At 61.4% G+C, this 20,558-nt stretch carries 17 protein-coding genes; 7 read left to right on the forward strand and 10 right to left on the reverse strand.

Annotation, left to right across the window (positions count from 1 at the left end; all coding sequences use genetic code 11):
- Positions 1-4: 4 nt before the first annotated feature.
- Positions 5-1,525 (forward strand): exopolyphosphatase, encoded by a 1,521-nt coding sequence (ppx, locus tag K6N12_RS11210; RefSeq protein WP_097627049.1) that lies wholly within the window; start codon positions 5-7, stop codon positions 1,523-1,525.
- Between the two features lie 289 nt (positions 1,526-1,814).
- On the opposite strand, the gene K6N12_RS11215 is transcribed toward ppx, so the two are convergent.
- The 4 genes from K6N12_RS11215 to K6N12_RS11230 form a co-directional block, all read right to left on the reverse strand.
- Positions 1,815-3,173, reverse strand: coding sequence for an esterase-like activity of phytase family protein (locus tag K6N12_RS11215; RefSeq protein ID WP_097627051.1), 1,359 nt, complete (start codon positions 3,171-3,173; stop codon positions 1,815-1,817).
- A 106-nt stretch (positions 3,174-3,279) separates the two neighbouring features.
- A complete protein-coding gene (locus K6N12_RS11220; RefSeq protein WP_097627053.1) occupies positions 3,280-4,341 on the reverse strand; it encodes an adenylate/guanylate cyclase domain-containing protein in 1,062 nt (353 codons plus the stop codon).
- A gap of 121 nt (positions 4,342-4,462) precedes the next feature.
- The gene (gene rnd / locus K6N12_RS11225) at positions 4,463-5,608 is read right to left on the reverse strand and encodes a ribonuclease D (RefSeq protein WP_097627055.1); all 1,146 of its coding nucleotides are present in this window, start codon (positions 5,606-5,608) and stop codon (positions 4,463-4,465) included.
- A gap of 129 nt (positions 5,609-5,737) precedes the next feature.
- Entirely contained in the window at positions 5,738-7,129 is a 1,392-nt protein-coding gene (locus K6N12_RS11230) for a multicopper oxidase family protein (RefSeq protein ID WP_097627057.1), read from the reverse strand.
- Positions 7,130-7,384: 255 nt separating this feature from the next.
- Here K6N12_RS11230 and aspS point away from each other — a divergent pair, with 255 nt between their 5' ends.
- Positions 7,385-9,175 carry an aspartate--tRNA ligase gene (gene aspS, locus K6N12_RS11235; RefSeq protein WP_097627059.1) on the forward strand — a complete coding sequence of 597 codons (1,791 nt, stop codon included), beginning with the start codon at positions 7,385-7,387 and terminating at the stop codon, positions 9,173-9,175.
- 68 nt (positions 9,176-9,243) lie between these two features.
- Here the strand turns inward: aspS and K6N12_RS11240 are convergent, their stop codons facing one another.
- The gene (locus K6N12_RS11240) at positions 9,244-10,413 is read right to left on the reverse strand and encodes a serine hydrolase domain-containing protein (protein WP_131711065.1); all 1,170 of its coding nucleotides are present in this window, start codon (positions 10,411-10,413) and stop codon (positions 9,244-9,246) included.
- A 66-nt stretch (positions 10,414-10,479) separates the two neighbouring features.
- On the opposite strand from K6N12_RS11240, the gene K6N12_RS11245 reads away from it, so the two are divergent.
- A complete protein-coding gene (locus tag K6N12_RS11245; RefSeq protein ID WP_097627063.1) occupies positions 10,480-11,121 on the forward strand; it encodes a TetR/AcrR family transcriptional regulator in 642 nt (213 codons plus the stop codon).
- 87 nt (positions 11,122-11,208) lie between these two features.
- Here K6N12_RS11245 and K6N12_RS11250 read toward each other — a convergent pair whose 3' ends face one another.
- Positions 11,209-12,396: a YdgA family protein gene (locus tag K6N12_RS11250; RefSeq protein ID WP_097627066.1), complete on the reverse strand. Its 1,188-nt coding sequence runs from the start codon at positions 12,394-12,396 to the stop codon at positions 11,209-11,211.
- A 234-nt stretch (positions 12,397-12,630) separates the two neighbouring features.
- On the opposite strand from K6N12_RS11250, the gene parC reads away from it, so the two are divergent.
- Both parC and K6N12_RS11260 read left to right on the forward strand, forming a co-directional pair.
- Positions 12,631-14,886, forward strand: a complete 2,256-nt coding sequence (parC, locus tag K6N12_RS11255; RefSeq protein WP_097627068.1) for a DNA topoisomerase IV subunit A — start codon at positions 12,631-12,633, stop codon at positions 14,884-14,886.
- A gap of 243 nt (positions 14,887-15,129) precedes the next feature.
- Positions 15,130-15,588 carry an SRPBCC family protein gene (locus tag K6N12_RS11260; protein WP_012557206.1) on the forward strand — a complete coding sequence of 153 codons (459 nt, stop codon included), beginning with the start codon at positions 15,130-15,132 and terminating at the stop codon, positions 15,586-15,588.
- Between the two features lie 10 nt (positions 15,589-15,598).
- Here the strand turns inward: K6N12_RS11260 and K6N12_RS11265 are convergent, their stop codons facing one another.
- From K6N12_RS11265 to hemB, 4 genes are all read right to left on the reverse strand, one after another.
- On the reverse strand, positions 15,599-16,480 hold the full coding sequence (locus K6N12_RS11265) for a DMT family transporter (protein ID WP_097627070.1): 882 nt from the start codon (positions 16,478-16,480) through the stop codon (positions 15,599-15,601).
- A complete protein-coding gene (locus K6N12_RS11270; protein ID WP_097627072.1) occupies positions 16,481-17,257 on the reverse strand; it encodes an arginyltransferase in 777 nt (258 codons plus the stop codon).
- Positions 17,258-17,461: 204 nt separating this feature from the next.
- Complete coding sequence (locus K6N12_RS11275; protein WP_003574079.1) at positions 17,462-17,920, reverse strand: RDD family protein; 459 nt, start codon at positions 17,918-17,920, stop codon at positions 17,462-17,464.
- Positions 17,921-18,100: 180 nt separating this feature from the next.
- Positions 18,101-19,114: a porphobilinogen synthase gene (gene hemB, locus K6N12_RS11280; protein ID WP_012557209.1), complete on the reverse strand. Its 1,014-nt coding sequence runs from the start codon at positions 19,112-19,114 to the stop codon at positions 18,101-18,103.
- 220 nt (positions 19,115-19,334) lie between these two features.
- Between hemB and K6N12_RS11285 the strand changes: the two genes are divergently transcribed.
- Entirely contained in the window at positions 19,335-19,772 is a 438-nt protein-coding gene (locus tag K6N12_RS11285; RefSeq protein WP_041671367.1) for a DUF6163 family protein, read from the forward strand.
- A gap of 129 nt (positions 19,773-19,901) precedes the next feature.
- Positions 19,902-20,417 carry a transcriptional regulator LdtR gene (gene ldtR, locus K6N12_RS11290; protein ID WP_003574072.1) on the forward strand — a complete coding sequence of 172 codons (516 nt, stop codon included), beginning with the start codon at positions 19,902-19,904 and terminating at the stop codon, positions 20,415-20,417.
- Positions 20,418-20,558 lie beyond the last annotated feature (141 nt).

Raw genomic sequence — 20,558 nt, forward strand, 5'->3', positions numbered from 1 at the left:
CTAAATGGTTGAATCTGAAGCCCAGGGGCGCCTTCCGGGGATCGCCCCGGTCTCCGTTGTCGACATTGGATCGAATTCCATTCGTCTCGTCGTCTACGAAGGCATGTCCCGCTCGCCGACCATTCTTTTCAACGAAAAGGTCCTCTGCGGCCTCGGCAAAGGCATAGCCGTCACCGGCAAGATGGATGAAGACAGCGTCATCAGGGCCCTGGCGGCGCTGCACCGTTTCAAGGCCCTGTCCGATCAGGCGCGCGCCGCCACCATGTATGTGCTGGCGACGGCCGCCGCCCGCGAGGCGAGCAATGGGCCCGATTTCATCCACCAGGCGGAAACCATCCTCGGCCGTAAGGTCCGTGTGCTCTCCGGTGAGGAGGAGGCGAAATTCGCCTCGCTCGGCATCATCAGCGGCTTCTTCAATCCTGATGGCATCGCCGGCGACCTCGGCGGCGGCTCGCTTGAGCTGATCGATATCAAGGGCAAGGAGTTTGGCAAGGGCATCACGCTGCCGCTCGGCGGCCTGCGCCTGTCGGAATATGCCGGCGGCTCGCTCTCCAAGGCACGCACCTTTGCCCGCAAGCAGGTGAAGACGGCAAAGCTCTTGTCGAAAGGCGAGGGGCGCACCTTCTACGCCGTCGGCGGCACCTGGCGAAACATCGCCAAGCTGCACATGGAAATCACAAACTATCCGCTGCACATGATGCAGGGCTACGAGGTATCGCTTGAAGCGATAATGCTGTTCCTCGAACAGGTGGTAAGTGCGCGTGATTCGAGGGAGCCTGCGTTTCAGGCCGTTTCCAAGCACCGCCGTTCGCTGCTGCCCTTCGGCGCCGTCGCCATGACGGAAGTGCTGAGCGCGATGAAACCATCGGTCATTTCCTTCTCGGCGCAGGGCGTGCGCGAGGGATATCTCTATTCGCTGCTGTCGGAGGCCGAGCGCCGCCTGGATCCGCTGCTGGCCGCTGCCGGCGAGCTAGCGATCCTGCGTGCCCGTTCGCCCGAGCATGCCCGTGAGCTGGCGGAATGGACGGGCCGCATGATGCCCTTGTTCGGCGTCCAGGAAACCGAAGAGGAAAGCCGCTATCGTCAGGCCGCCTGTCTGCTTGCCGATATCAGCTGGCGCGCCCATCCCGACTATCGCGGCCTGCAGGCGCTGAACGTCATCGCCCACTCCTCCTTCGTCGGCATCAGCCATCCCGGCCGCGCCTTCATCGCGCTGACAAATTACTACCGTTTCGAAGGCCTGCACGATGACGGCGCCACCGGCCCTCTGGCGCAGATCGCCACCCCCCAGTTCATCGAACGCGCCAAGCTGCTCGGCGGTATGCTGCGCGTCGTCTATCTGTTCTCGGCCTCGATGCCCGGCATCGTCAAAAGCCTGAGCTTCCGCAAATCGTCGAACCCGGACCTTGACCTCGAATTCGTCGTGCCCCCCGAATACCGCGATTTCGCCGGCGAACGCCTGGACGGGCGATTGCAGCAGCTATCGAGGTTGACGAACAAGAGGCTGGCGTTCCGGTTCGAGTAGGGTGGTGCAATGGTCGTCGTGCCGTGCCAGTCCCCTCTGGCCTGCCGGCCATCTCCCCCACAGGTGGGGAGATCGCCGGGCGCACCGGTTTCCCAAAAAAATTGGCGTGGCAGCGCGACGAAACGGTAGATGGGCAGGTGGCGTGAGCCACTTGTGATCTCCCCACCTGTGGGGGAGATGGCCGGCAGGGCAGAGGGGCCTGGCATGGATGCCGTACGATGTACCCACCAAACCAAACGAAAAAGGCGGCGCTCACGCACCGCCCCTTCCATCTCACATCAACCCAAACTTATTTCGCGTTCAAAAACTCGCCAACCTCAAGCAGGCTGAACTCGTTATTGTCAGCCTTGTCGACGGTGCGGCCGGCCGAGAAGGGCAGGTTATTGTCGTTGCCGATGATGATGTGGGTGGCGTCGACACGGTCGACGTTTTCGATCGTCACGAACGGCATGTCGTAAACGCCGTCCTTGGCTCCGGCCTTCTTCTTGTTGTCGGGATCCTGGATATTCAACAGGTCGATATAACCGATCTTGCGGACGGCCTTGCCGGCATTGGCGTCGTTGAACTCGATCTTGTAGACGCGCTTCAGTTCGGCCGGGGCCTCGAAGCAATCCGGCTTCGGCTGCTTCGGATCGGCGCAGGCCTTGTCCTTGGTGCCGGCGCCGCTGTCGCGCTCGATGACGAGAGCGGTGGTGTCGTCAAGCATGTTGAAGTCGCCGATCGAGACACCCTTGTCCTCGAACAGATAGAGCCAGCTGCGGCCGGTCCACTTCTTGGCGGCGACGTCGAACTCGATGATGCGGACGGCGGTGTGGCCGTCGGCCGATTCCATCTGGCCGTCATCCTTGTAGATGGCGCCTTCGAGCAGGCCGTAGAGCTTGGTGCCGTCCTTCGACATGGCGAGGCCTTCGAAGCCGCCGGAGCGCTTCAGATTGAAGACCGGCATCTTCGCGGTCGGATTGCCCGGAAGCTGAATCAGCGGATTGTCGGGCGAAAGCACCGGCTTGCCATCGAGCGTCGTCGGGAAGACGTCCGTCAGGCGGCCTTCGTTATCGACCTTCAGGATGTAGGGACCGAATTCGTCGCCGAGCCAGAAACCGTCGGCAACCGGCTGGATCGATTCGATGTCGAAATCGGCGCCGGTGAGGTAACGCGTATCGGTGCCTTCCAGCACGACTGGGAAGGGGGCGATCTTGTTCGGATCGGAGAGGAAGAGGTTCTTGACGACTTCGGCCTTGTTGGCTGCCCAGTCGAACTTCATCTGGTGCAGGAAGAGCATGGAGTCGGAGGAATTGGCCTTCGAGCCGAAGCCGTTGTCCGTCAGCGTCCAGAAGGTGCCGTCGGCCATCGTCTTGATGCCGGAGAAGCCCTGGATCGCCTGACCGTCGAAGGGGAGCCTCAGGTCGGTGACGCGGGCACCGTCCTTGCCGGGCACCGTTCCGAGCGCTTCGGTGCGCTTGCGGTCCGCCGTCGTGAACTTGCCGGAATGTTTCAGGAATTCAGGGGCATCGGCCGGAGCCGGAACCATGGTGTTGGCAGGCAGGATCGCCTGGCCGGCGAGCTTGGCCGGAAACTGCTGCTGGTCGGCCGAAGCGGAGCCGGTCATCAGGATGAAAAGCGATACGGAAGCAAAAAGGACGTTCTTCATAATATCCCCATGGAACGGATGCGAATGGCATCCGCTTTGCAGGGCTTCCGTGTCAGCGAATTGACGGTTGGGTGAAGCTTTGGTGACGCGGGTTAAAAGCGTTTGCTCAGCCGTGCAGAATGACGGCAGGTGTGTTCAGCACGGTGACGGCGCGCGAGGAAAGCGCCATGACGCCGAGCGCCTGGCCGCGCCCCTTGACGGCATGGGTGCCGAGATCCTCGCAGGAAATATCGTCGGGAAATTTCATGCGCCGCGCAAGTTCGGCCGAAATCAGCACTGGCCGGTTCAGGCTGCGGCAGAGCGTTTCCAGGCGGGCGGTGGTGTTCACCGTGTCGCCGAAATAGCTGATCTTGTGATGATCGACGCCAATTTCGGCGGTGATGATCTCGCCGCCGTGAAGGGCGGCGCGCAGCTTCGGCACCTGTCCGTAGCTTCTCCGCCAGCCGGCGGCGTTGGCTTCGATATCGGCGAGAATGTCGAAGATGCAGCGCACGCAGCGCGCGCCCTTGATGCCGCGGGCAAGCGGCCAGGTGATGATTGCCGCATCGCCGACATAGTCGTTGATCATGCCCTTATGGCGCCTGACTGGCTCGGCGAAGGTGGCAAACAGCGAGCTCAGCAATTGCTGGGCGCGGAGGTCGCCGTGCTTTTCGGCAAAAGCCGTCGAGTCGACCAGATCGATGAACAGGAAGACACGCTCTTCCCTGACCGGATTGCGGTAGCGGCTGACGAGCATGCTGACGAATACCTCGCGGCCGAGCAGTTCCCGCACGCGCAGGATGAAGATCAGCGCCGAGCAGACGGCAAGCGCATAGAGGAAGACCTCGTAGGGCATGATGACGAGATCGAGGAACGACGTTGGCTTCACCATGCCGAGCGATGAGAGCAGCAGAGCGGCACAGGCAAAGCCGATGCTCATCAGGATTTCGTAGATCACCAGCTCGCTGATGATGAAAGCGAAGGTCGGCAGCTTCTGAATACGTCTGTACAGCGTGCGGAACAGCGCCTTGCGCTCGAAGGCGATGATCGGCATGCCGATGAACAGCGCGAAGATCGCGCCGACAACGGGCGTCTGGTTGGAGTAGAACATCAGATCATAGACCACGCCGCTGGCAGCCAGAACCATCGTGATCAGGATCCAGTTCTGCGTCGGAGATATTTCCCGCATGCCGCCTCTTCGCCGTGATTTGCCGTCAGCCATTGTTTCAGCTGGGAAAAAAGCGTCAAGCGAATTCGAATATCGTCTTACAACGCCGCGCGGACGCGCAAAGGCGCCGAGGCACTTGAACCTAGAGGCTGACCGTTTCGACCTTGCGGCCGACGAAGCGCAGAGCGATCTGACCCTGGATCAGCTGCAGCGCCGGCTCGCCGAAAAGATCGCGCCGCCAGCCGTTGAGGGCCGCGACTTCGGCCTTCTCGCCCTCGGCGGCGATCCTGTCGAGATCTTCGCTGTTGGCGATCACCTTCGGCGCCACGCCGTGCTTTTCCGAAATCAGCTTCAAGAGTACCTTTAGCAATTCGACGGCAGCAGCGGCCCCTTCGGGCGCCTGCGCCTGGCGCGGCACATGTGGCATATCGGCTTTCGGAAGAGCGAGTGCTGCGTTGACGGCCTCGATGACGGCGGCGCCGGAAGTCGAGCGCTCCCAGCCTTTGGGAATGGTGCGCAACCGGCCGAGCGCTTCGGTATCCTTGGGCTGCTGCTGGGCGATCTCGTAGATCGCATCATCCTTCAGCACCCGCGAACGCGGCACGTTGCGCGAACGCGCCTCGCGTTCGCGCCAGGCGGCGACAAATTTCAGGATCGCCAGCTCCTGCGGCTTGCGCAGGCGCATCTTCAGCCGCTGCCAGGCATCGTCAGGATGCAGATCGTAGGTTTCGCGCGCCTCGAGAATGTCCATTTCCTCGGAGAGCCAGGAGGTGCGGCCTTCGCGATCGAGTTCGGCCTTCAGCGACAGATAGACGTCGCGCAGGTGGGTGACGTCGGCCAGCGCATATTCCAGCTGCTTGTCGGAGAGCGGCCGGCGGCTCCAGTCGGTGAAGCGCGACGACTTGTCGATATGGATGTTCTTGATGCGGCTGACCAGCTGATCATAGGAGACGCTGTCGCCGAAACCGCAGACCATCGCGGCGACCTGCGTGTCGAAGATCGGATGCGGAATGAGATTGCCGCGATTGAAGATGATTTCGATGTCCTGGCGGGCCGCGTGAAAGACCTTCAGCACCTTCGTATCGGCCATCAGCTCGAAGAAGGGGGCAAGATCGATGCCCTTGGCCAGCGGATCGACGAGCACTTCGGTCGTCGGGCTTGCCATCTGGATCAGGCAAAGCTCCGGCCAGAAGGTCGTCTCGCGCAGGAATTCGGTGTCAATGGTGATGAAGTCGGACTTGGCCAGCTCTTTGCAGGCGGCCGCCAAATCGGCGGTGGTTTCGATCATATCATTTCATTCGCAAGGAAAAGGTCGGTTGAACCTTCCTTCTCCTTTCGCTTCGATATGTCAATACAACAGCATAAGCTTCGCGCATTGCTGGCTAAGAATAACGTCCAAACTGCGGCACAGACTGCCTCAACTCACTCTGAGGTAGCTGGTCATTCCGGTCTTCTGGTGCTCGATGATATGGCAATGCAGCAGCCAGTCGCCGGGATTGTCGGCGACGAAGGCGAGCTGCACCTTCTCGTCCGGCTGGATGAGATAGGTATCGGAGACGAGCGGCATCACCTCCCGCGTCGAAGAGAAGATCACCGTGAAGCTCATCCCGTGCAGATGGATCGGATGCGCATGCGGCGTGACATTTTCCAGATTGAAGACATAGCTCCGGCCGAGCTTCAATTCCGCCAGCGGCGCCGTCGGATCCGGCGTGTCGCCCGGCCACGGCACCTTGTTGATCGCCCAGAAACTATAGCCGAGCGTGCCGCAAATGCTCTCAGTGGCGGTATTCTCGGCGGTGGCGCTCAGCACCAAGGGGATCTGCTCGGCAGTGGAAAGATCGGCCTTCGCCACCGGATTTTCGGCAAGCGGCCCGAGATCACCGACCTCACGCTTCAGCGACGGCCCGGTGGCACGCAGGCTGGCGATCGTCTTCGGTGTCGTGCCGCGGATATCCTCGAGCGTCGCGACAGCGCCTTCTCTATCCGGCATGCGCACGGCAAGATCGAGCCGCTGGCCCGGACCGATCTGCAGCAGGTCGAGGGGAAAACGCTTCGGCACCGGATTGCCGTCGATGGCGATGACGGTCGTATCGGCGCCTTCAACCTTCAGCGAGAAGATCCGCGTCACGTCGGTGACCGCGATGCGCAGCCGCACCAGCCCGCCGGCCGGCGCGTCATATTGCGGCTCCCGATGCCAGTTGGCGGTGCGCACTGTGCCGTAGGTGCCCGACTTCGCGGCGTCACGCGGCCGGAAAGGGGCGATGAACTGTCCGTCGCCGCCGAGCCGCCAGTCGCGCAGGTTCAGGACAACCTCTGCATCGAATTCAGGGTCGGCCGGATCTTCGACGACGAGGACCCCGGTCATGCCGTGCCCCATCTGCGTCAGCGTATTGCAATGCGGATGATACCAGAAGGTGCCGGCATCCGGCGGCGTGAAGGCATAGTCGAAGCTGTCGCCGGTATAGACATAGGGCTGCGTCATGAAGGGCACGCCGTCCATGCGGTTATCGATGCGAAGCCCATGCCAGTGGATCGTCGTCGGCTCGTCGAGCCCGTTTTTCAGCCGCGCCGCATAGGGGCGTCCCTTCGTCATCCTGAGAACCGGCGGCATGCCGTCATGGCCCCAGCTCATGATCTCCCGGGTCGGTCCGATCTCGGTCAGCATCGCCTCGGTCTTGACAGCCGTCAGCAACTGCGGCTCGGGAGCCGCCTCGGCAGGCCCGAATTTGCCGGCAATGCCGAGGCCGACGCCATAGGCGCCCGCCACGACGGATGCCTTGAGAAGATTGCGACGGGTCAGGAGGGGCATGCGGGCGCTCCACAGTGAGAATGCCGATCCTTTTAAAGTTGACCAGCTTCTTCATCAATACGCGAAGCGCGGCCAAACTGCCGCAGCATACGGGCCGCTGCGTTGCCACAAACGCGTGCCAAACGCGTGGGCGGCACGCGCCAAGCCTTGACAAATCGGAGCGTCCATGCGCTTTTCCGCCCGATTTTCTTGTCGGCGCTTGAGGGTCTTTGAACCCTTGCTGCCGTCTTAAGCCACATTCCAGGATTTGAGATCATGCATCGCTATCGCAGCCACACATGCGCCGCCCTCCGCAAGACGGATGTCGGCTCGACCGTCCGTATCTCCGGCTGGGTCCATCGCGTCCGCGACCATGGCGGCGTTCTCTTCATCGACCTTCGCGACCATTATGGCATCACCCAGGTCGTCGCCGATCCGGACAGCCCGGCCTTCAAGATGGCCGAGACCGTGCGCGGCGAATGGGTCATCCGCATCGACGGCCTCGTCAAGGCCCGCACCGAAGATACCGTCAACAAGGCGATGGCGACCGGCGAAATCGAGCTCTACGCCCAGGAGATCGAAGTGCTCTCCGCTGCCAAGGAATTGCCGCTTCCGGTGTTCGGCGAGCCGGACTATCCGGAAGACGTCCGCCTCAAATACCGCTTCCTCGATCTCCGCCGCGAAACGCTGCATAAGAACATTGTCAAGCGCACCCAGGTGATCTCGGCCATGCGCCGCGAAATGGGCAATGTCGGCTTCACCGAATATACGACTCCGATCCTGACGGCCTCCTCGCCGGAAGGCGCGCGCGACTTCCTCGTGCCGTCGCGCATCCATCCCGGCACATTCTACGCGCTGCCGCAGGCGCCGCAGCAGTACAAGCAACTGCTGATGGTCGCCGGCTTCGACCGCTACTTCCAGATCGCGCCGTGCTTCCGCGATGAAGACCCGCGCGCCGACCGCCTGCCGGGTGAATTCTACCAGCTCGACCTCGAAATGAGCTTCGTCACCCAGGAGGACGTCTGGAACACGATGGGCCCGCTGATGACAAGCGTGTTCGAGGAGTTCGCCGAAGGCAAGCCGGTCACCAAGGAGTGGCCGCGCATCCCCTATGACGAAGCGATCCGCAAATATGGTTCGGACAAGCCGGACCTGCGCAACCCGATCGTCATGGAAGCGGTGACCGAGCATTTCGCCGGTTCCGGCTTCAAGGTCTTCGCCGGTATGATCGCCTCGAACCCAAAGGTCCAGATCTGGGCGATCCCGGCCAAGACCGGTGGCTCGCGCGCCTTCTGCGATCGCATGAATGCCTGGGCACAGAGCCAGGGCCAGCCGGGCCTCGGCTATATTTTCTGGCGCAGTGAAAACGACAAGCTCGAAGGTGCCGGCCCGCTTGCCAAGAACATCGGCGAGGAGCGCACCGATGCGATCCGCACCCAGCTTGGTCTCGGCGATGGTGACGCCTGCTTCTTCGTCGCCGGCGAACCGGAAAAGTTCTACAAGTTTGCCGGCGAGGCGCGCACCAAGGCCGGCGAGGAACTGAACCTCGTTGACCGCGACCGCTTCGAACTGTGCTGGATCGTCGATTTCCCCTTCTTCGAATGGAGCGAGGAAGACAAGAAAGTCGACTTCGCCCACAACCCGTTCTCGATGCCGCAGGGCGGCCTGGACGCGTTGCAGAACCAGGATCCGTTGACGATCAAGGCTTTCCAGTATGACGCCGTCTGCAACGGCTTCGAAATCGCCTCGGGCTCGATCCGCAACCAGTCGCCGGAAACCATGGTCGCCGCCTTCGAGAAGGTCGGTCTCAGCCAGCAGGATGTCGAGGATCGCTTCGGCGGCCTATACCGCGCCTTCCAGTACGGCGCGCCGCCGCACGGTGGTGCCGCTTTCGGTATCGACCGCATCGTCATGCTGCTCGTCGGCGCCAAAAACCTGCGCGAAATCTCGCTGTTCCCGATGAACCAGCAGGCCCAGGATCTGCTGATGGGCGCCCCGAGCCCGGCAACCCCGACGCAGCTGCGCGAGCTTTCGATCCGGCCGATCCCGCCGGTCAAGAAGGACTGAGGATCGTCCGATCCCGAATGTGAAAGGCCCGGCGACCGTTCAGGTGTCGTCGGGCTTTTTGCTGTCGCTCACAAGGCCGCGTAGATCGCCTCGCGCAGATCGACCGTGAACTTGCCCCACATGCCCTCCAGCGTCGTGTTCGTCAGCGCAACGACGGTCACTCCGTTGACCGGATCGATGAACCAGCTGTGGCCGTAGACGCCGCCCCATTTCACCGTGCCTCTGGGGAAGGGGACGCCTGCCTCGGCCGGATCGGTGATGACGGACCAGCCGAAGCCGAAGCCCGAGCCGGGTTCATACCGCTGGCGGTGCCCGCCGGACTGGTCGGTCATCATCATCGCAACGGTGTCGCTCGAGAGCAGCGGTGCACCGCCCCTGCGGATGGTTTCAAGTACGGCCAGAACGTCATCAGCCGTTCCCGCCATGCCGGCGCCGCCCGAATGATAGGAGGCGGGATCGAAGATGCGGTCTGGGGCGAAGCGGATCGGACCCATCAGCGACATCACCAGCGCATTTTCGCCCATCAGCGCCGGTTCGGGTGAAGCGTTCATATAGGCGGCGGCGAGCCGGCTGCGGTCACGAACCGAAAACGCCGTGTCGGCAAGCCCGAGTGGTCTTGTCACCAGTTCGGCGACGGCCTCAGCCAACGGCACGCCGGTTTCCGCCTCGATGACGCCGCCGATAACATCCATAGCAAGGGAATATTGCCAGTCGCTGCCCGGTGCGAAACGCAAGGGCACACTGGCGATCCGCCTGAGATTCTCAGTGAGCGCCAGTCCCGGCTGGTCGAGCCCGTCGGAAATGCCGGCGCGGATGTAGGGACCGTCGTCCTCTTCTGAGAAGCTGTAGCCGAGGCCTGATGTATGGGTCAGCAGGTGGCGGATACGAATGGTCGCCTCGCTGCCGTCGGGCAGCTTTGGTCGGAATTCCGGCAGCCATCTGGTCGCCGCGTCGCCAAGGTCGATTCTCGCCTGCTCGACGAGCCGCATCGCGGCGATGGTGACGATGGGCTTGGTGATAGAGGCAAGCCTGAAGATCGTATTCTCGCGCATTGCCAGGCCGTTTTCGCGGTCGGCGAGGCCTGCTGCTCGGCGGTGGATGATTTCTCCGTCGCGGGCGACGAGCACGACCGCTCCGACCAGGCGCCTGTCGTCAAGCGCATCTGCAATTGCCGCGTCGACGCCCGCGGAAAGCAGGGAATTCTTGTTGGCACGTGTCGTTTCGAGGGGAAGACTCATCAGATCAAACCTTCTATAATCACAATGACCATTCCTGAATTAGATGGATCAGGCGGAATATCTAGAGTGATCGTTGTGAAAAATAGTCCAGAGATGAAAAATCTTTCGGCGCGCCGCCGCGGCCGCCCGCCCGCCTTCGATCGCGAGACGGTTCTCGCGGCCGCCCGCGAGACCTTCTGGGCGCATGGATACGAAGGCGCCTCGATCGCCGATCTCACGACCGCCATGGGCATTACGCCGCAAAGCCTCTATGCCGCCTTTCGCTCGAAGGCCGATCTCTACCGCGCGGCGTTGGAGCAATATAGAGCGCTGGGCGCCGGTACCTTTTCCGCGCTCGGCGAGCCGATCGACACCGTCTCTGCCTTCGAACGGATATTGCAGGGGTCGGCGGCGATATTTTCGGCACCGGAACATCCGAAAGGCTGCATGATTTCGACGGCTGCGTTGAATTGCGCCAGCGAGAACGACATGATCGCCGACCATGTCGCGGCGCTGCGCCGTCGGTCGCTGGATACTTTTGCGGCAAGGATCGAGCGTGGTATCCGCGAGGGCGATATAAGCGCGGAGACGAATCCGCGTGCGTTGGCGCGATTCCTCGGCGCTATCGTGCAGGGCATGTCCGTGCAGGCAAGGGACGGCGCATCGCTCGAGGAGTTGCTCGATATCGCAAGCCTCGCCATCTCAGAACTCGCCCGACACCGCGTTTGAATCGAAAAGGCCCGGCAATCCGTGACTGACACCGACTATTGGAGTCAGTCACACATTGCTGGGCCTTTCACCGCAAGAGTAAAGCGATCAGTCGTTGGCCGAAACCTTGACGCCGAGCACTTGCGGCAACGTGTTCGGAGCGCCCATGGCAGCACCGACGATCGTCGGGAAGGGCACCGGCTTTGCAGGAGCGGCCTTGACGGTCAGGCTCTTCGGGTCGTCGAGGAAGGTGTTGACCGCAGCCGAAACGGCGTTCTGCAGTTCCGGGATGTTGAGCTGCGCCAGCATGATCGGCGTCATCGCCTTCAGCGAATCCGCCATCTGCTTGCCCGACATGTTCTGCTGCGAGCCAGCGTAATCAAGCGCACGCTTGGTGATCGAGGCATCGTCGAAACGCACCTGCGCCGCTTCGAAGGAAAGCTGCTGCATCAGGCCGAGCATGGCGAGGCCGAGCGCCTGCTGCGACTGCTCCTTGTTCGGGTTGGTTTCGGATTCCTTCATCGCATCCTGCATCGATTTCATGAAGGCCATCGTGTAGCCCGAAATCTTGAAGCCGAGGTTCAGTTTGCCGACGTTGGTGAAGTCGAAGGCGAATTCCGAAATGTCGACCGTGCCGGGGGCGAGTTCCCAGGCGCCCTTCATGGTGATGTCGCCCTGGACGTGCTGCAGGGCGAGCTTCTCGATCGCATCCTTGCTCTGCGCATCTTCGGTCTTGGTCAGATCGGCCTTCATGCTTTTGAAGGCGCCGTCGAAATCGAAGCCGGATTCGTCTTCGCGCAGCGTCAGGTTCATGTTGCTTTCGAGCAGCGAGAACACTTCCGCACCGTCCTTGACCACCTTCACCGGGCCAATATGCGCGGTCTCATAGAGCATCATGGTGTCGAGCGTGTCGCCGCCCGGCGTTGCCGGCACGGAGATGCCGCCGAGCGTCAGTTCCTGCGCCGTCACGGTGACGCCGTCTTGCGTCTTGTTGATGTCGGGGAAGGCGGCTTCTTCGATATAATAGCCGCCGTCCTCGTCTTCTTCGACGCCGGAAAGGGTAATTTCGCCGATGGGCAGGCTTTCGCCGCCGGTCGGCTTGACGGTGACATTCTTCAACGTGACGGTCGTGCCGTCGATATCGACGCTGTCAGCCGCAATCGTCCCACCCTGGGCGGCATAGGCGGCATTGATCTTCTTCAAGAGATCGGTGCCGTCGAGAGCGAACGCCGAGCCGGCGAGCGAGAAAAAGGCGGCGCCCGACAGCATCAGCCGCGTTGTCCGGTAAAAATTCATGGGGTGATTCCTCTGGTGGCGTGTGGCGGTTGGAAATCTGCAGTTACGCTACTACGGATTGGGCCCGCTTTATATTTGCGGACTTCTAAATTTCCGTTGAAAGGAACGGCAAACGAAGTCCAAATTGCGGCCGAACGTTTGTCTCATCCTTTGATGTCGGTGCCAAGACTTCATCCACAGCTGCAATGGCCTGGATTCCTTGCCCGCCAGCCTCTTCTGGGCTAGTCAGAACCTATGGGACAAGAGATTTTGCCGCCGTCCGGCGGAGACGACGATCACATCCAACCGGTCGACCTCAAGGCGGCGCTCGAGCAGCGCTATCTCGCCTATGCGCTGTCGACCATCATGCACCGTGCTTTGCCTGACGTGCGCGACGGGCTGAAGCCCGTTCATCGCCGCATCGTCTACGCGATGAACGAGATGGGGCTGAGGCCGACGTCGGCCTTCAGGAAATGCGCCAAGATCGTCGGCGAGGTGATGGGTAACTACCATCCGCACGGCGACCAGTCGATCTATGATGCGCTTGCCCGTCTCGCCCAGGACTTCTCGCAACGCTACACGCTGGTCAACGGCCAGGGCAATTTCGGCAATATCGATGGCGACAGCCCCGCCGCCATGCGTTACACCGAATCGAAGATGACGGCGGTCTCCGAACTGCTGCTTGAAGGCATCGATCAGGATGCCGTCGATTTCCGCGACACCTACGACGAATCGAATTCCGAGCCGACCGTCCTTCCCGGCGCCTTCCCGAACCTGCTCGCCAACGGCTCCTCCGGCATCGCCGTCGGCATGGCGACCTCGATCCCGTCGCACAATGCCCACGAGCTTTGCGACGCCGCGCTGCATCTGATCAAGCATCCGGATGCGACCGTCGAAAAGCTCGTCGAATTCATTCCCGGCCCGGATTTCCCCACGGGCGGCATCATCATCGACAGCCGCGACAGCATCATCGAGAGCTATCGCACCGGCCGCGGTGGCTTCCGCGTGCGGGCGAAGTGGCAAACCGAGGATCTCGGCCGCGGCGGCTACCAGATCGTCATCACCGAAATTCCCTTCCAGGTGCAGAAGTCGCGGCTGATCGAGAAGATCGCCGAGCTGCTGATCGCCCGCAAACTGCCGCTCTTGGAGGACATCCGCGATGAATCGGCCGAGGACATCCGTGTCGTCCTGGTGCCGAAGACCCGCAGCGTCGATCCGACGATCCTGATGGAATCGATGTTCAAGCTGACGGAGCTCGAAAGCCGCTTCCCGCTCAACATGAACGTGCTGTCCATGGGCCGCATCCCGCGGGTCATGGCGCTGAACGAAGTGCTGAAGGAGTGGCTGGATCACCGCCGCGAGGTGCTGCAGCGCCGCTCGCGCTTCCGACTGGCCGCGATCGACAGGCGTCTCGAAATCCTCGGCGGCCTTCTGATCGCCTATCTCAACATCGACGAGGTGATCAGGATCATCCGCGAGGAGGATGAGCCGAAGCCTGTGATGATGGCGCGCTGGGATCTCACCGACATTCAGGTCGAGGCGATCCTCAACATGCGGCTGCGCGCCTTGCGCAAGCTGGAAGAGTTCGAGATCCGCAAGGAATTCGACGAACTCACCAAGGAAAAGGGCGAGATCGAAGCGCTGCTTGCCTCCGACGACAAGCAGTGGCAGACGGTCGCCTGGGAAATCGGCGAAGTGAAGAAGAAATTCGCCAAGGCGACCGAGGTCGGCCGCCGCCGCACCCAGTTTGCCGACGCACCCGAGGCCGACGAGGAAGCAATCCAGCAGGCGATGATCGAGAAAGAACCGATCACCGTCGTCATATCCGAAAAGGGCTGGATCCGAGCGCTGAAGGGCCATATCGCCGATACGGCGACGCTGACCTTCAAGGAGGGCGACGGCCTGAAGATAGCCTTTCCGGCGCAGACGACGGACAAGATCCTGATCGTCACGACAGGCGGCAAGGCCTTCACCCTTGGCGGCGACAAGCTGCCGGGCGGTCGCGGCCATGGCGAGCCGCTGCGCATCATGGTCGACATGGACAACGACCAGGCGGTGCTGACGGCTTTCGTCCACGATCCGTCGCGCAAGCAGCTGATCGTCTCGACAGCCGGCAACGGCTTCGTCGTTCCGGAGGCCGAGCTGGTCGCCAATACGCGCAAGGGCAAGCAGATCATGAACGTCGCGCTGCCCGAGGAGACGCAGCTGCTCGTGCCCGTCAGCGGCGACCATGTCGCCGTCGTCGGCGAAAACCGCAAGCTGCTGGTGTTCCCGCTGGCACAGGTGCCGGAAATGTCGCGCGGCAAGGGCGTGCGCCTGCAGCGTTACAAGGATGGCGGCATTTCCGACGTCCGCTGCTTCGCAATATCGGGCGGCCTCGTCTGGGAAGACAGCGCCGGCCGCACCTTCACGAAGAACAAGGACGAGCTTGCGGAATGGCTGGCCGACCGCGCCACCGCCGGCCGCACCGTGCCGAAGGGTTTTCCGCGCAGCGGCAAATTCGCCGGTTAATGCGTGATGCCGAAAAGTGTGAGCGGTTTTCGGGCGACATCATGCTCTAACTTTGTCGCCCGCAAGCGCGCAGCGGTTCCGGGCTAGCGATATAAAAATTCCGTGCTCGTCTCTTGGCGGGCGCCGGAACTTCTCTATCTCTTCGCTGTTATCCAAAACAAGAGAAGGCCGGTCTGTGGGCGGACGGAACGGCTGTGGGCCGCGCGCTTGGAGCAGGCGCGCGCCGTTACCGGAGGAAAATCGATGCCCGCCAGCACCATCAAATTGCATGTCAGCCATACCTACAGGGTTCCGCCTGCTGTCGTGTACGACGCCTGGCTCAACCCCGAAATCGCCCGCCGCTTTCTGTTTGCCACCGATGACGGTCATGTCATCCGCGCCGATATCGATCCGCATGTCGGCGGCCGTTTCTTCATCGTCGACCGCCGTCCCACCGGCGACGCCTTTCACCAGGGCGTCTTCCTGGAATTGAAGCGCCCGCAACGCATGGTCTTCAGCTTTTCCGTCGAGGACCACGACCACAATTGCGACCGAGTCGAAATCGACATCGAACCGCTCGGCGGCGGCAGCCGCCTGACGCTGACCCACGAAATGTGCGCCGAATGGGCCGAACACGAGGAAAAAACCCGGCAAGGCTGGGCGCACGTGCTCGAAGGACTTGGCAGGGAGTTGGAACAGCAGCAGATGAAGGCTACCGGTTGAGCGACAACGCCTATCCCGCCAATGGCCTGATGCTTCTGCCGTGCACCATCCAGAAGCAATGCCCGGCGATCGCCGCTATCAGGATGCCGCCGCCGACGAGTGTCATCGTCGCCGGCGTTTCCGAAAAGATCAGCCAGACCCAGATTGGGGCGAGCACTGTTTCGAGCAGATAGAACATGCCGACCTCGGGGGCGGAGAGGTAACGCGGCCCGGTCGCGAGGCACCAGAAGGCGACCGGCATGACGATGGCGCCGTTGACGAGAATCCAGCCGGGATCGGCGATGGAAAGCCCTGAGGGCAGAGCTTGCGCGAGGCCGAGCACGGCCGGCAGGATAGCGGCAAGCAGCGGCACGAAGCCCATATCCCGGCGCGAGGCGCGCCCGATTGTAATAGCTGCGGCAAGAATAAACGCGCTGAGAAGCGCCATGGCATCGCCGAAAAAATGACCGCTGGAAAGCCCTTCGCGCACGATCAATCCGACGCCGAGGATCATGAACAGCATGGCGATCAGCGTCGCGGCCTGCGGCTTCTCCTTGAGGAAAGTCCAGGAAAGGAGCGCCCCGAACATCGGGTTGAAGGCGACGATGAAGACGACATTGGCTGTGGTCGTATTGAAGACGGCCAGCACGAAAGTGAGGGATGAGAGGCCGTAGAGCAGACCGGCGAGCAGGCCGGCTCGCCCCGGAACGAGCACCGGCCATTTACCCGAGGCAACGCGCATTGCTGCAAGGATGACGAGCGTGGCGACAACCGTGGCTGCGCTTCGCATGCCCAGGATCGACCAGATGTCGCCGCCGCCAAGGCGGACGAGCGGAATATCCATGGAAAGCGCCAGCCCGCCGATCGCCGTCAGCAGCAGGCCCTTCCGATGATCGGAAAGAGCGGTGGACATTCAGTCGTGGGGGCTTTCGGGCATGGACAAGGGATCGAAACGTTCCCAGCCGCGCGGTGTCAGGTGCTCCTGCGGCTGGAAGCGCGTCTTATAGTCCATTTTTCGCGACCCTTGAACCCAGTAGCCGAGATAGACATGCGGCAGGCCCAGCGCTTTCGCGCGCCTGACATGGTCGAGAATCATGAAGGTGCCGAGTGACCGCCGCTCGAGATCGGGATTGAAATAGGAATAGACCATCGACAGCCCATCGCTCATCGTGTCGGTCAGCGCGGCGGCAAGCAGCTCGCCCTTCGGCCGCTGTTCCAGCCCGGAGCCTTCTTCACGCCGCCGGTACTCGACAATTCGCGTGTTCACATGCGTGTCCTCAACCATGATTGCATAGTCGAGCACTGTCATGTCGGACATGCCGCCCTGCTGGTGGCGAAAATCGAGATAGCGGCGGAAAAGCGAATATTGCTCGCTCGAAGGCTGGGCCGTGAATTCGGTGGCAATGACGTCGGAATTGGCGGCAAGCACCCGTTTCATCGATTTCGTCGGCTCGAATTCCTGGGCGAGAATACGCACGGAAACGCAGGCGCGACAGGATTCGCAGGCCGGGCGGTAGGCGATATTCTGGGAGCGGCGGAAACCGCCCTGGGTCAGGATGTCGTTCATCTCGGCGGCGCGCGGGCCGACCAGATGGGTGAACACCTTACGCTCCATCTCATGCGGCAGATACGGACACGCAGCCGGAGCCGTCAGATAAAACTGCGGAGATGGCGTTGTCTGCGTATTCATCTGTCGCGGAAATTTCCTTGTCGAGACCGTGCCGTTTCTTGACAGCATGACCTAAGAATAAAAAACGTCAACAGCGGGGCGGTTCTTGCCCTTCATATCGGTCTTCTAATTTTAAATATGGAGCAGTGGCGGCCCCGGCAAAGAGAAAGCGGAGACTTTATTTCGTCTCCGCTGAATGGTTTAGCCGTGGTCTTGAGCCATCGCTTAGGCGGTGCGAACCGTCGCTGTCCCGACCAGCAGGTCGTGGATGAGGCGGCTGCGCTCGGTAAACAGGCCGGCAAGCAGGATCAGCGGCGTCAGAACCGAGTTGAGGATCCAGAACAGCGCCAGATGCACGATCGCCGTCAGGAAATCCATCGGCCGACCGTCGACGCGCACGATGGCGATGCCCATCGCGCGCATGCCGAGCGAGGCCTGGCTCCGCCCGCCGACAGTCAGGCCGAAATAGATGCCGGCGACGATGACGAAGAGTGCAGGGTAGAGCAGGAAGCCAAGCCCGAGCGTGACGATCGACAGGAAGAACAGCACGATCCCCGCGGGGATGCAGAGCAGCAGCACGATCAAATAGTCGAGGATGAAGGCGAAGACACGGCGGCTCAACACGCCGCTATAGGCGCGCCAGTCCTCCGGTGCGGCATAAAGCGGATTGGGGTTGTAGCTCATCTCAATCTCCTGCGGAAAAGCGATGCCGCAGATATGGTATCGGCAGAACAAAATACAATAATTCTTCCTGGCTGCGGATGTTTCAGGCCGATCCGACCTGAAACATCCGCATCTAAATCGAAGAAATAGAGCATGATGTCACCCGAAAACCGCATACACTTTTCGGCATCATGCTCGCAATCACCGCTTCGCGAGGACTTTCGCCACCTCGACCGCGAAATAGGTGAGGATGCCGTCGCATCCCGCCCGCTTGAATGACAGCAGCGTTTCGAGCATCGCCCGCTCGCCGTCGATCCAGCCATTCATCGCCGCTGCCTTGATCTGCGAATATTCGCCGGAAACCTGGTAGGCGAAGGTCGGCAGGCCGAAGGCCTCCTTCATCCGCCAGCAGATGTCGAGATAGGGCAGGCCGGGCTTGACCATCAGCATATCAGCACCTTCCTCGACGTCGAGGGCCGCATCGCGGATCGCCTCGGTGCCGTTGGCCGGGTCGATATAATAGGTCTTCTTGTCACCCTTCAGCAGCCCGCCCGTCGAGATCGCCTCGCGATAGGGGCCATAGAAGGCGGAAGCGAATTTCGTCGCATAGCTCATGATGCCGACGCTCTGGTGGCCGGCTGCATCAAGCGCCATGCGGATTGCGCCGATGCGCCCGTCCATCATCTCGGACGGCGCAATGATGTCGGCGCCGGCATCCGCCTGCATCACGGCGGCACGCGCCACCTGATCGACCGTCTCGTCGTTGACGATCTCGCTGCCTCTCAAAATGCCGTCATGGCCATGGCTGGTGAAGGGATCGAGCGCGACGTCGGTGATGACGCCGATATTGGGCACCGCCTTCTTGATCGCCGACGTCGCCTTATTGATCAGATTATTGGCTTCGAGGCTGTTCGAGCCCGTTTCGTCGCGCAGTTCCATCTCGATATTCGGAAAGGTCGCGAGCGCTGGAATGCCGAGGCCGGCCGCTTCGCGTGCTGCCTCGACGGCCTTGTCGATGCTCATGCGGTTGACGCCCGGCATGGCCGGGATCGGATCGACGATGCCGGAGCCGGGCACGATGAAGATCGGCCAGATCAGGTCGTCGACCGTCAGCCGGTTCTCCTGCACCAACCGGCGTGTCCATTCCGCCTTGCGGTTGCGCCGCATGCGGCGATGGCCGGTGATGTCGTCGACGAGATGCGTCCTATCCTGCATGATATCTGCCCCTGGCCCATTCCATTTATCGGAGCGCTCATTATCATGACCCCCGAAAAATCCAAACCGGACGATTGGCCGCGGCGGAAAAACTTGAGGCGTAAAGCCCGAAATCGATTTTCGGCGTTACGCGCGAGCGCGATGTGATAGAGCATCTTCAGCGCGTCGTCAGAGGCGCGGCGCTCGTATGAAGATGCAACCCCGAACCGATGTCTGCGCTATGGAAACCGATTCTCCGACGATACCGAAACGCACGCTGGCGGATATACTCTTCATTCTTTTCCTGAGACTGGTCGCCGTTTCCTGCTTCTGGTTCGGCCTGCAATATTGGGCGATGCTCGTCGGCTATTCGCTGGTCGGCGCCGGCCGCTTCGACCTTTTGAGCCTGCCGTGGAAGGTGGCGAGCACCAGTCTCGCCGTGCTTTTTCCCGTCGCCTCCCTCGGCCTTTGGCTCACCGTCTCCTGGGGGCCGGTCATCTGGGTGCTGGCCGCCGGCGGGCAAATCCTGATGTACGGCCTACTGCCCAATATTTTCGGAGCCAACAAACTGATCATCCTGCTGCACGTGATGGTCGCCGTCGTCTACCTGATTTTCCGCCTGCTGCTCTGGCTGGAAAAACGCCGGCACCGCCGCCAGGTAAGTGTTGATTTACCCTGAGACAACGTGGGGTTTCCAGTAAGGCTCCGTTAAGCCTGCGGTTTAAGTCGAATTTTATATGTATTCGATAGGGTCTCACTCAAGGCGGGAAGAAAACGACACCGCCAAACAAACAGTGAGGCAGTCAATATGAACACGAAAATCAAGCCGCAGGCGGTATCGAACTTCCGTGACCAGCAGGACCAGGGCATCCGTGATCTTTACATGGAATCCCTTCATCTTGTTGAACGTCTTCACCGCCGTCTTCTCGACGTCATCAAGGACGAGTTCGACCGTCAGGGTCGCAGCGACGTCAACGCCATCCAGGCGCTGCTCCTTTTCAACATCGGCAATTCCGAACTGACCGCCGGCGAGCTGCGCTCGCGGGGCTACTATCTCGGCTCCAACGTTTCCTACAACGTCAAGAAGCTGGTCGACCTCGGCTTCATCAACCACCAGCGCTCGCGCATCGACCGCCGTTCCGTCCGCATCAGCCTGACCGAAACCGGCCAGGACATTGCCGAAACGGTGGCTAAACTCTACGAACGCCACATCACCTCAATCGACAAGGTCGGCGGCATCGGCACCGACGAGTTCACCCAGATGAACAAGCTGCTCCAGCGCCTCGACCGCTTCTGGAACGACTCGATCATGTATCGCCTCTGAGACCCTCGACCTCCTTCAGGGTTGCAGAAAACCGGACGTGTTCCCTGCGCGTCCGGTTTTGCCGTTGGCAACGCGTGGCATCTTTGCAACGCAAGGCAGACAAGCATTATCTCCCGTATCCAAGCCGTTTTTTAGCCGTTA

Origin of the sequence: Rhizobium redzepovicii (assembly GCF_019793435.1) — a bacterium.
Taxonomy (GTDB): Bacteria; Pseudomonadota; Alphaproteobacteria; order Rhizobiales; family Rhizobiaceae; genus Rhizobium; species Rhizobium redzepovicii.

What these genes read in the sequence shown, in the direction of transcription:
- ppx (WP_097627049.1), top strand. Translation starts at nt 5, where the DNA reads ATGGTTGAATCTGAAGCCCAGGGGCGCCTTCCGGGGATCGCCCCGGTC.
- K6N12_RS11215 (WP_097627051.1), bottom strand. Translation starts at nt 3,173, where the DNA reads ATGAAGAACGTCCTTTTTGCTTCCGTATCGCTTTTCATCCTGATGACC.
- K6N12_RS11220 (WP_097627053.1), bottom strand. Translation starts at nt 4,341, where the DNA reads ATGCGGGAAATATCTCCGACGCAGAACTGGATCCTGATCACGATGGTT.
- rnd (WP_097627055.1), bottom strand. Translation starts at nt 5,608, where the DNA reads ATGATCGAAACCACCGCCGATTTGGCGGCCGCCTGCAAAGAGCTGGCC.
- K6N12_RS11230 (WP_097627057.1), bottom strand. Translation starts at nt 7,129, where the DNA reads ATGCCCCTCCTGACCCGTCGCAATCTTCTCAAGGCATCCGTCGTGGCG.
- aspS (WP_097627059.1), top strand. Translation starts at nt 7,385, where the DNA reads ATGCATCGCTATCGCAGCCACACATGCGCCGCCCTCCGCAAGACGGAT.
- K6N12_RS11240 (WP_131711065.1), bottom strand. Translation starts at nt 10,413, where the DNA reads ATGAGTCTTCCCCTCGAAACGACACGTGCCAACAAGAATTCCCTGCTT.
- K6N12_RS11250 (WP_097627066.1), bottom strand. Translation starts at nt 12,396, where the DNA reads ATGAATTTTTACCGGACAACGCGGCTGATGCTGTCGGGCGCCGCCTTT.
- parC (WP_097627068.1), top strand. Translation starts at nt 12,631, where the DNA reads ATGGGACAAGAGATTTTGCCGCCGTCCGGCGGAGACGACGATCACATC.
- K6N12_RS11260 (WP_012557206.1), top strand. Translation starts at nt 15,130, where the DNA reads ATGCCCGCCAGCACCATCAAATTGCATGTCAGCCATACCTACAGGGTT.
- K6N12_RS11265 (WP_097627070.1), bottom strand. Translation starts at nt 16,480, where the DNA reads ATGTCCACCGCTCTTTCCGATCATCGGAAGGGCCTGCTGCTGACGGCG.
- K6N12_RS11270 (WP_097627072.1), bottom strand. Translation starts at nt 17,257, where the DNA reads ATGAATACGCAGACAACGCCATCTCCGCAGTTTTATCTGACGGCTCCG.
- K6N12_RS11275 (WP_003574079.1), bottom strand. Translation starts at nt 17,920, where the DNA reads ATGAGCTACAACCCCAATCCGCTTTATGCCGCACCGGAGGACTGGCGC.
- hemB (WP_012557209.1), bottom strand. Translation starts at nt 19,114, where the DNA reads ATGCAGGATAGGACGCATCTCGTCGACGACATCACCGGCCATCGCCGC.
- K6N12_RS11285 (WP_041671367.1), top strand. Translation starts at nt 19,335, where the DNA reads ATGGAAACCGATTCTCCGACGATACCGAAACGCACGCTGGCGGATATA.
- ldtR (WP_003574072.1), top strand. Translation starts at nt 19,902, where the DNA reads ATGAACACGAAAATCAAGCCGCAGGCGGTATCGAACTTCCGTGACCAG.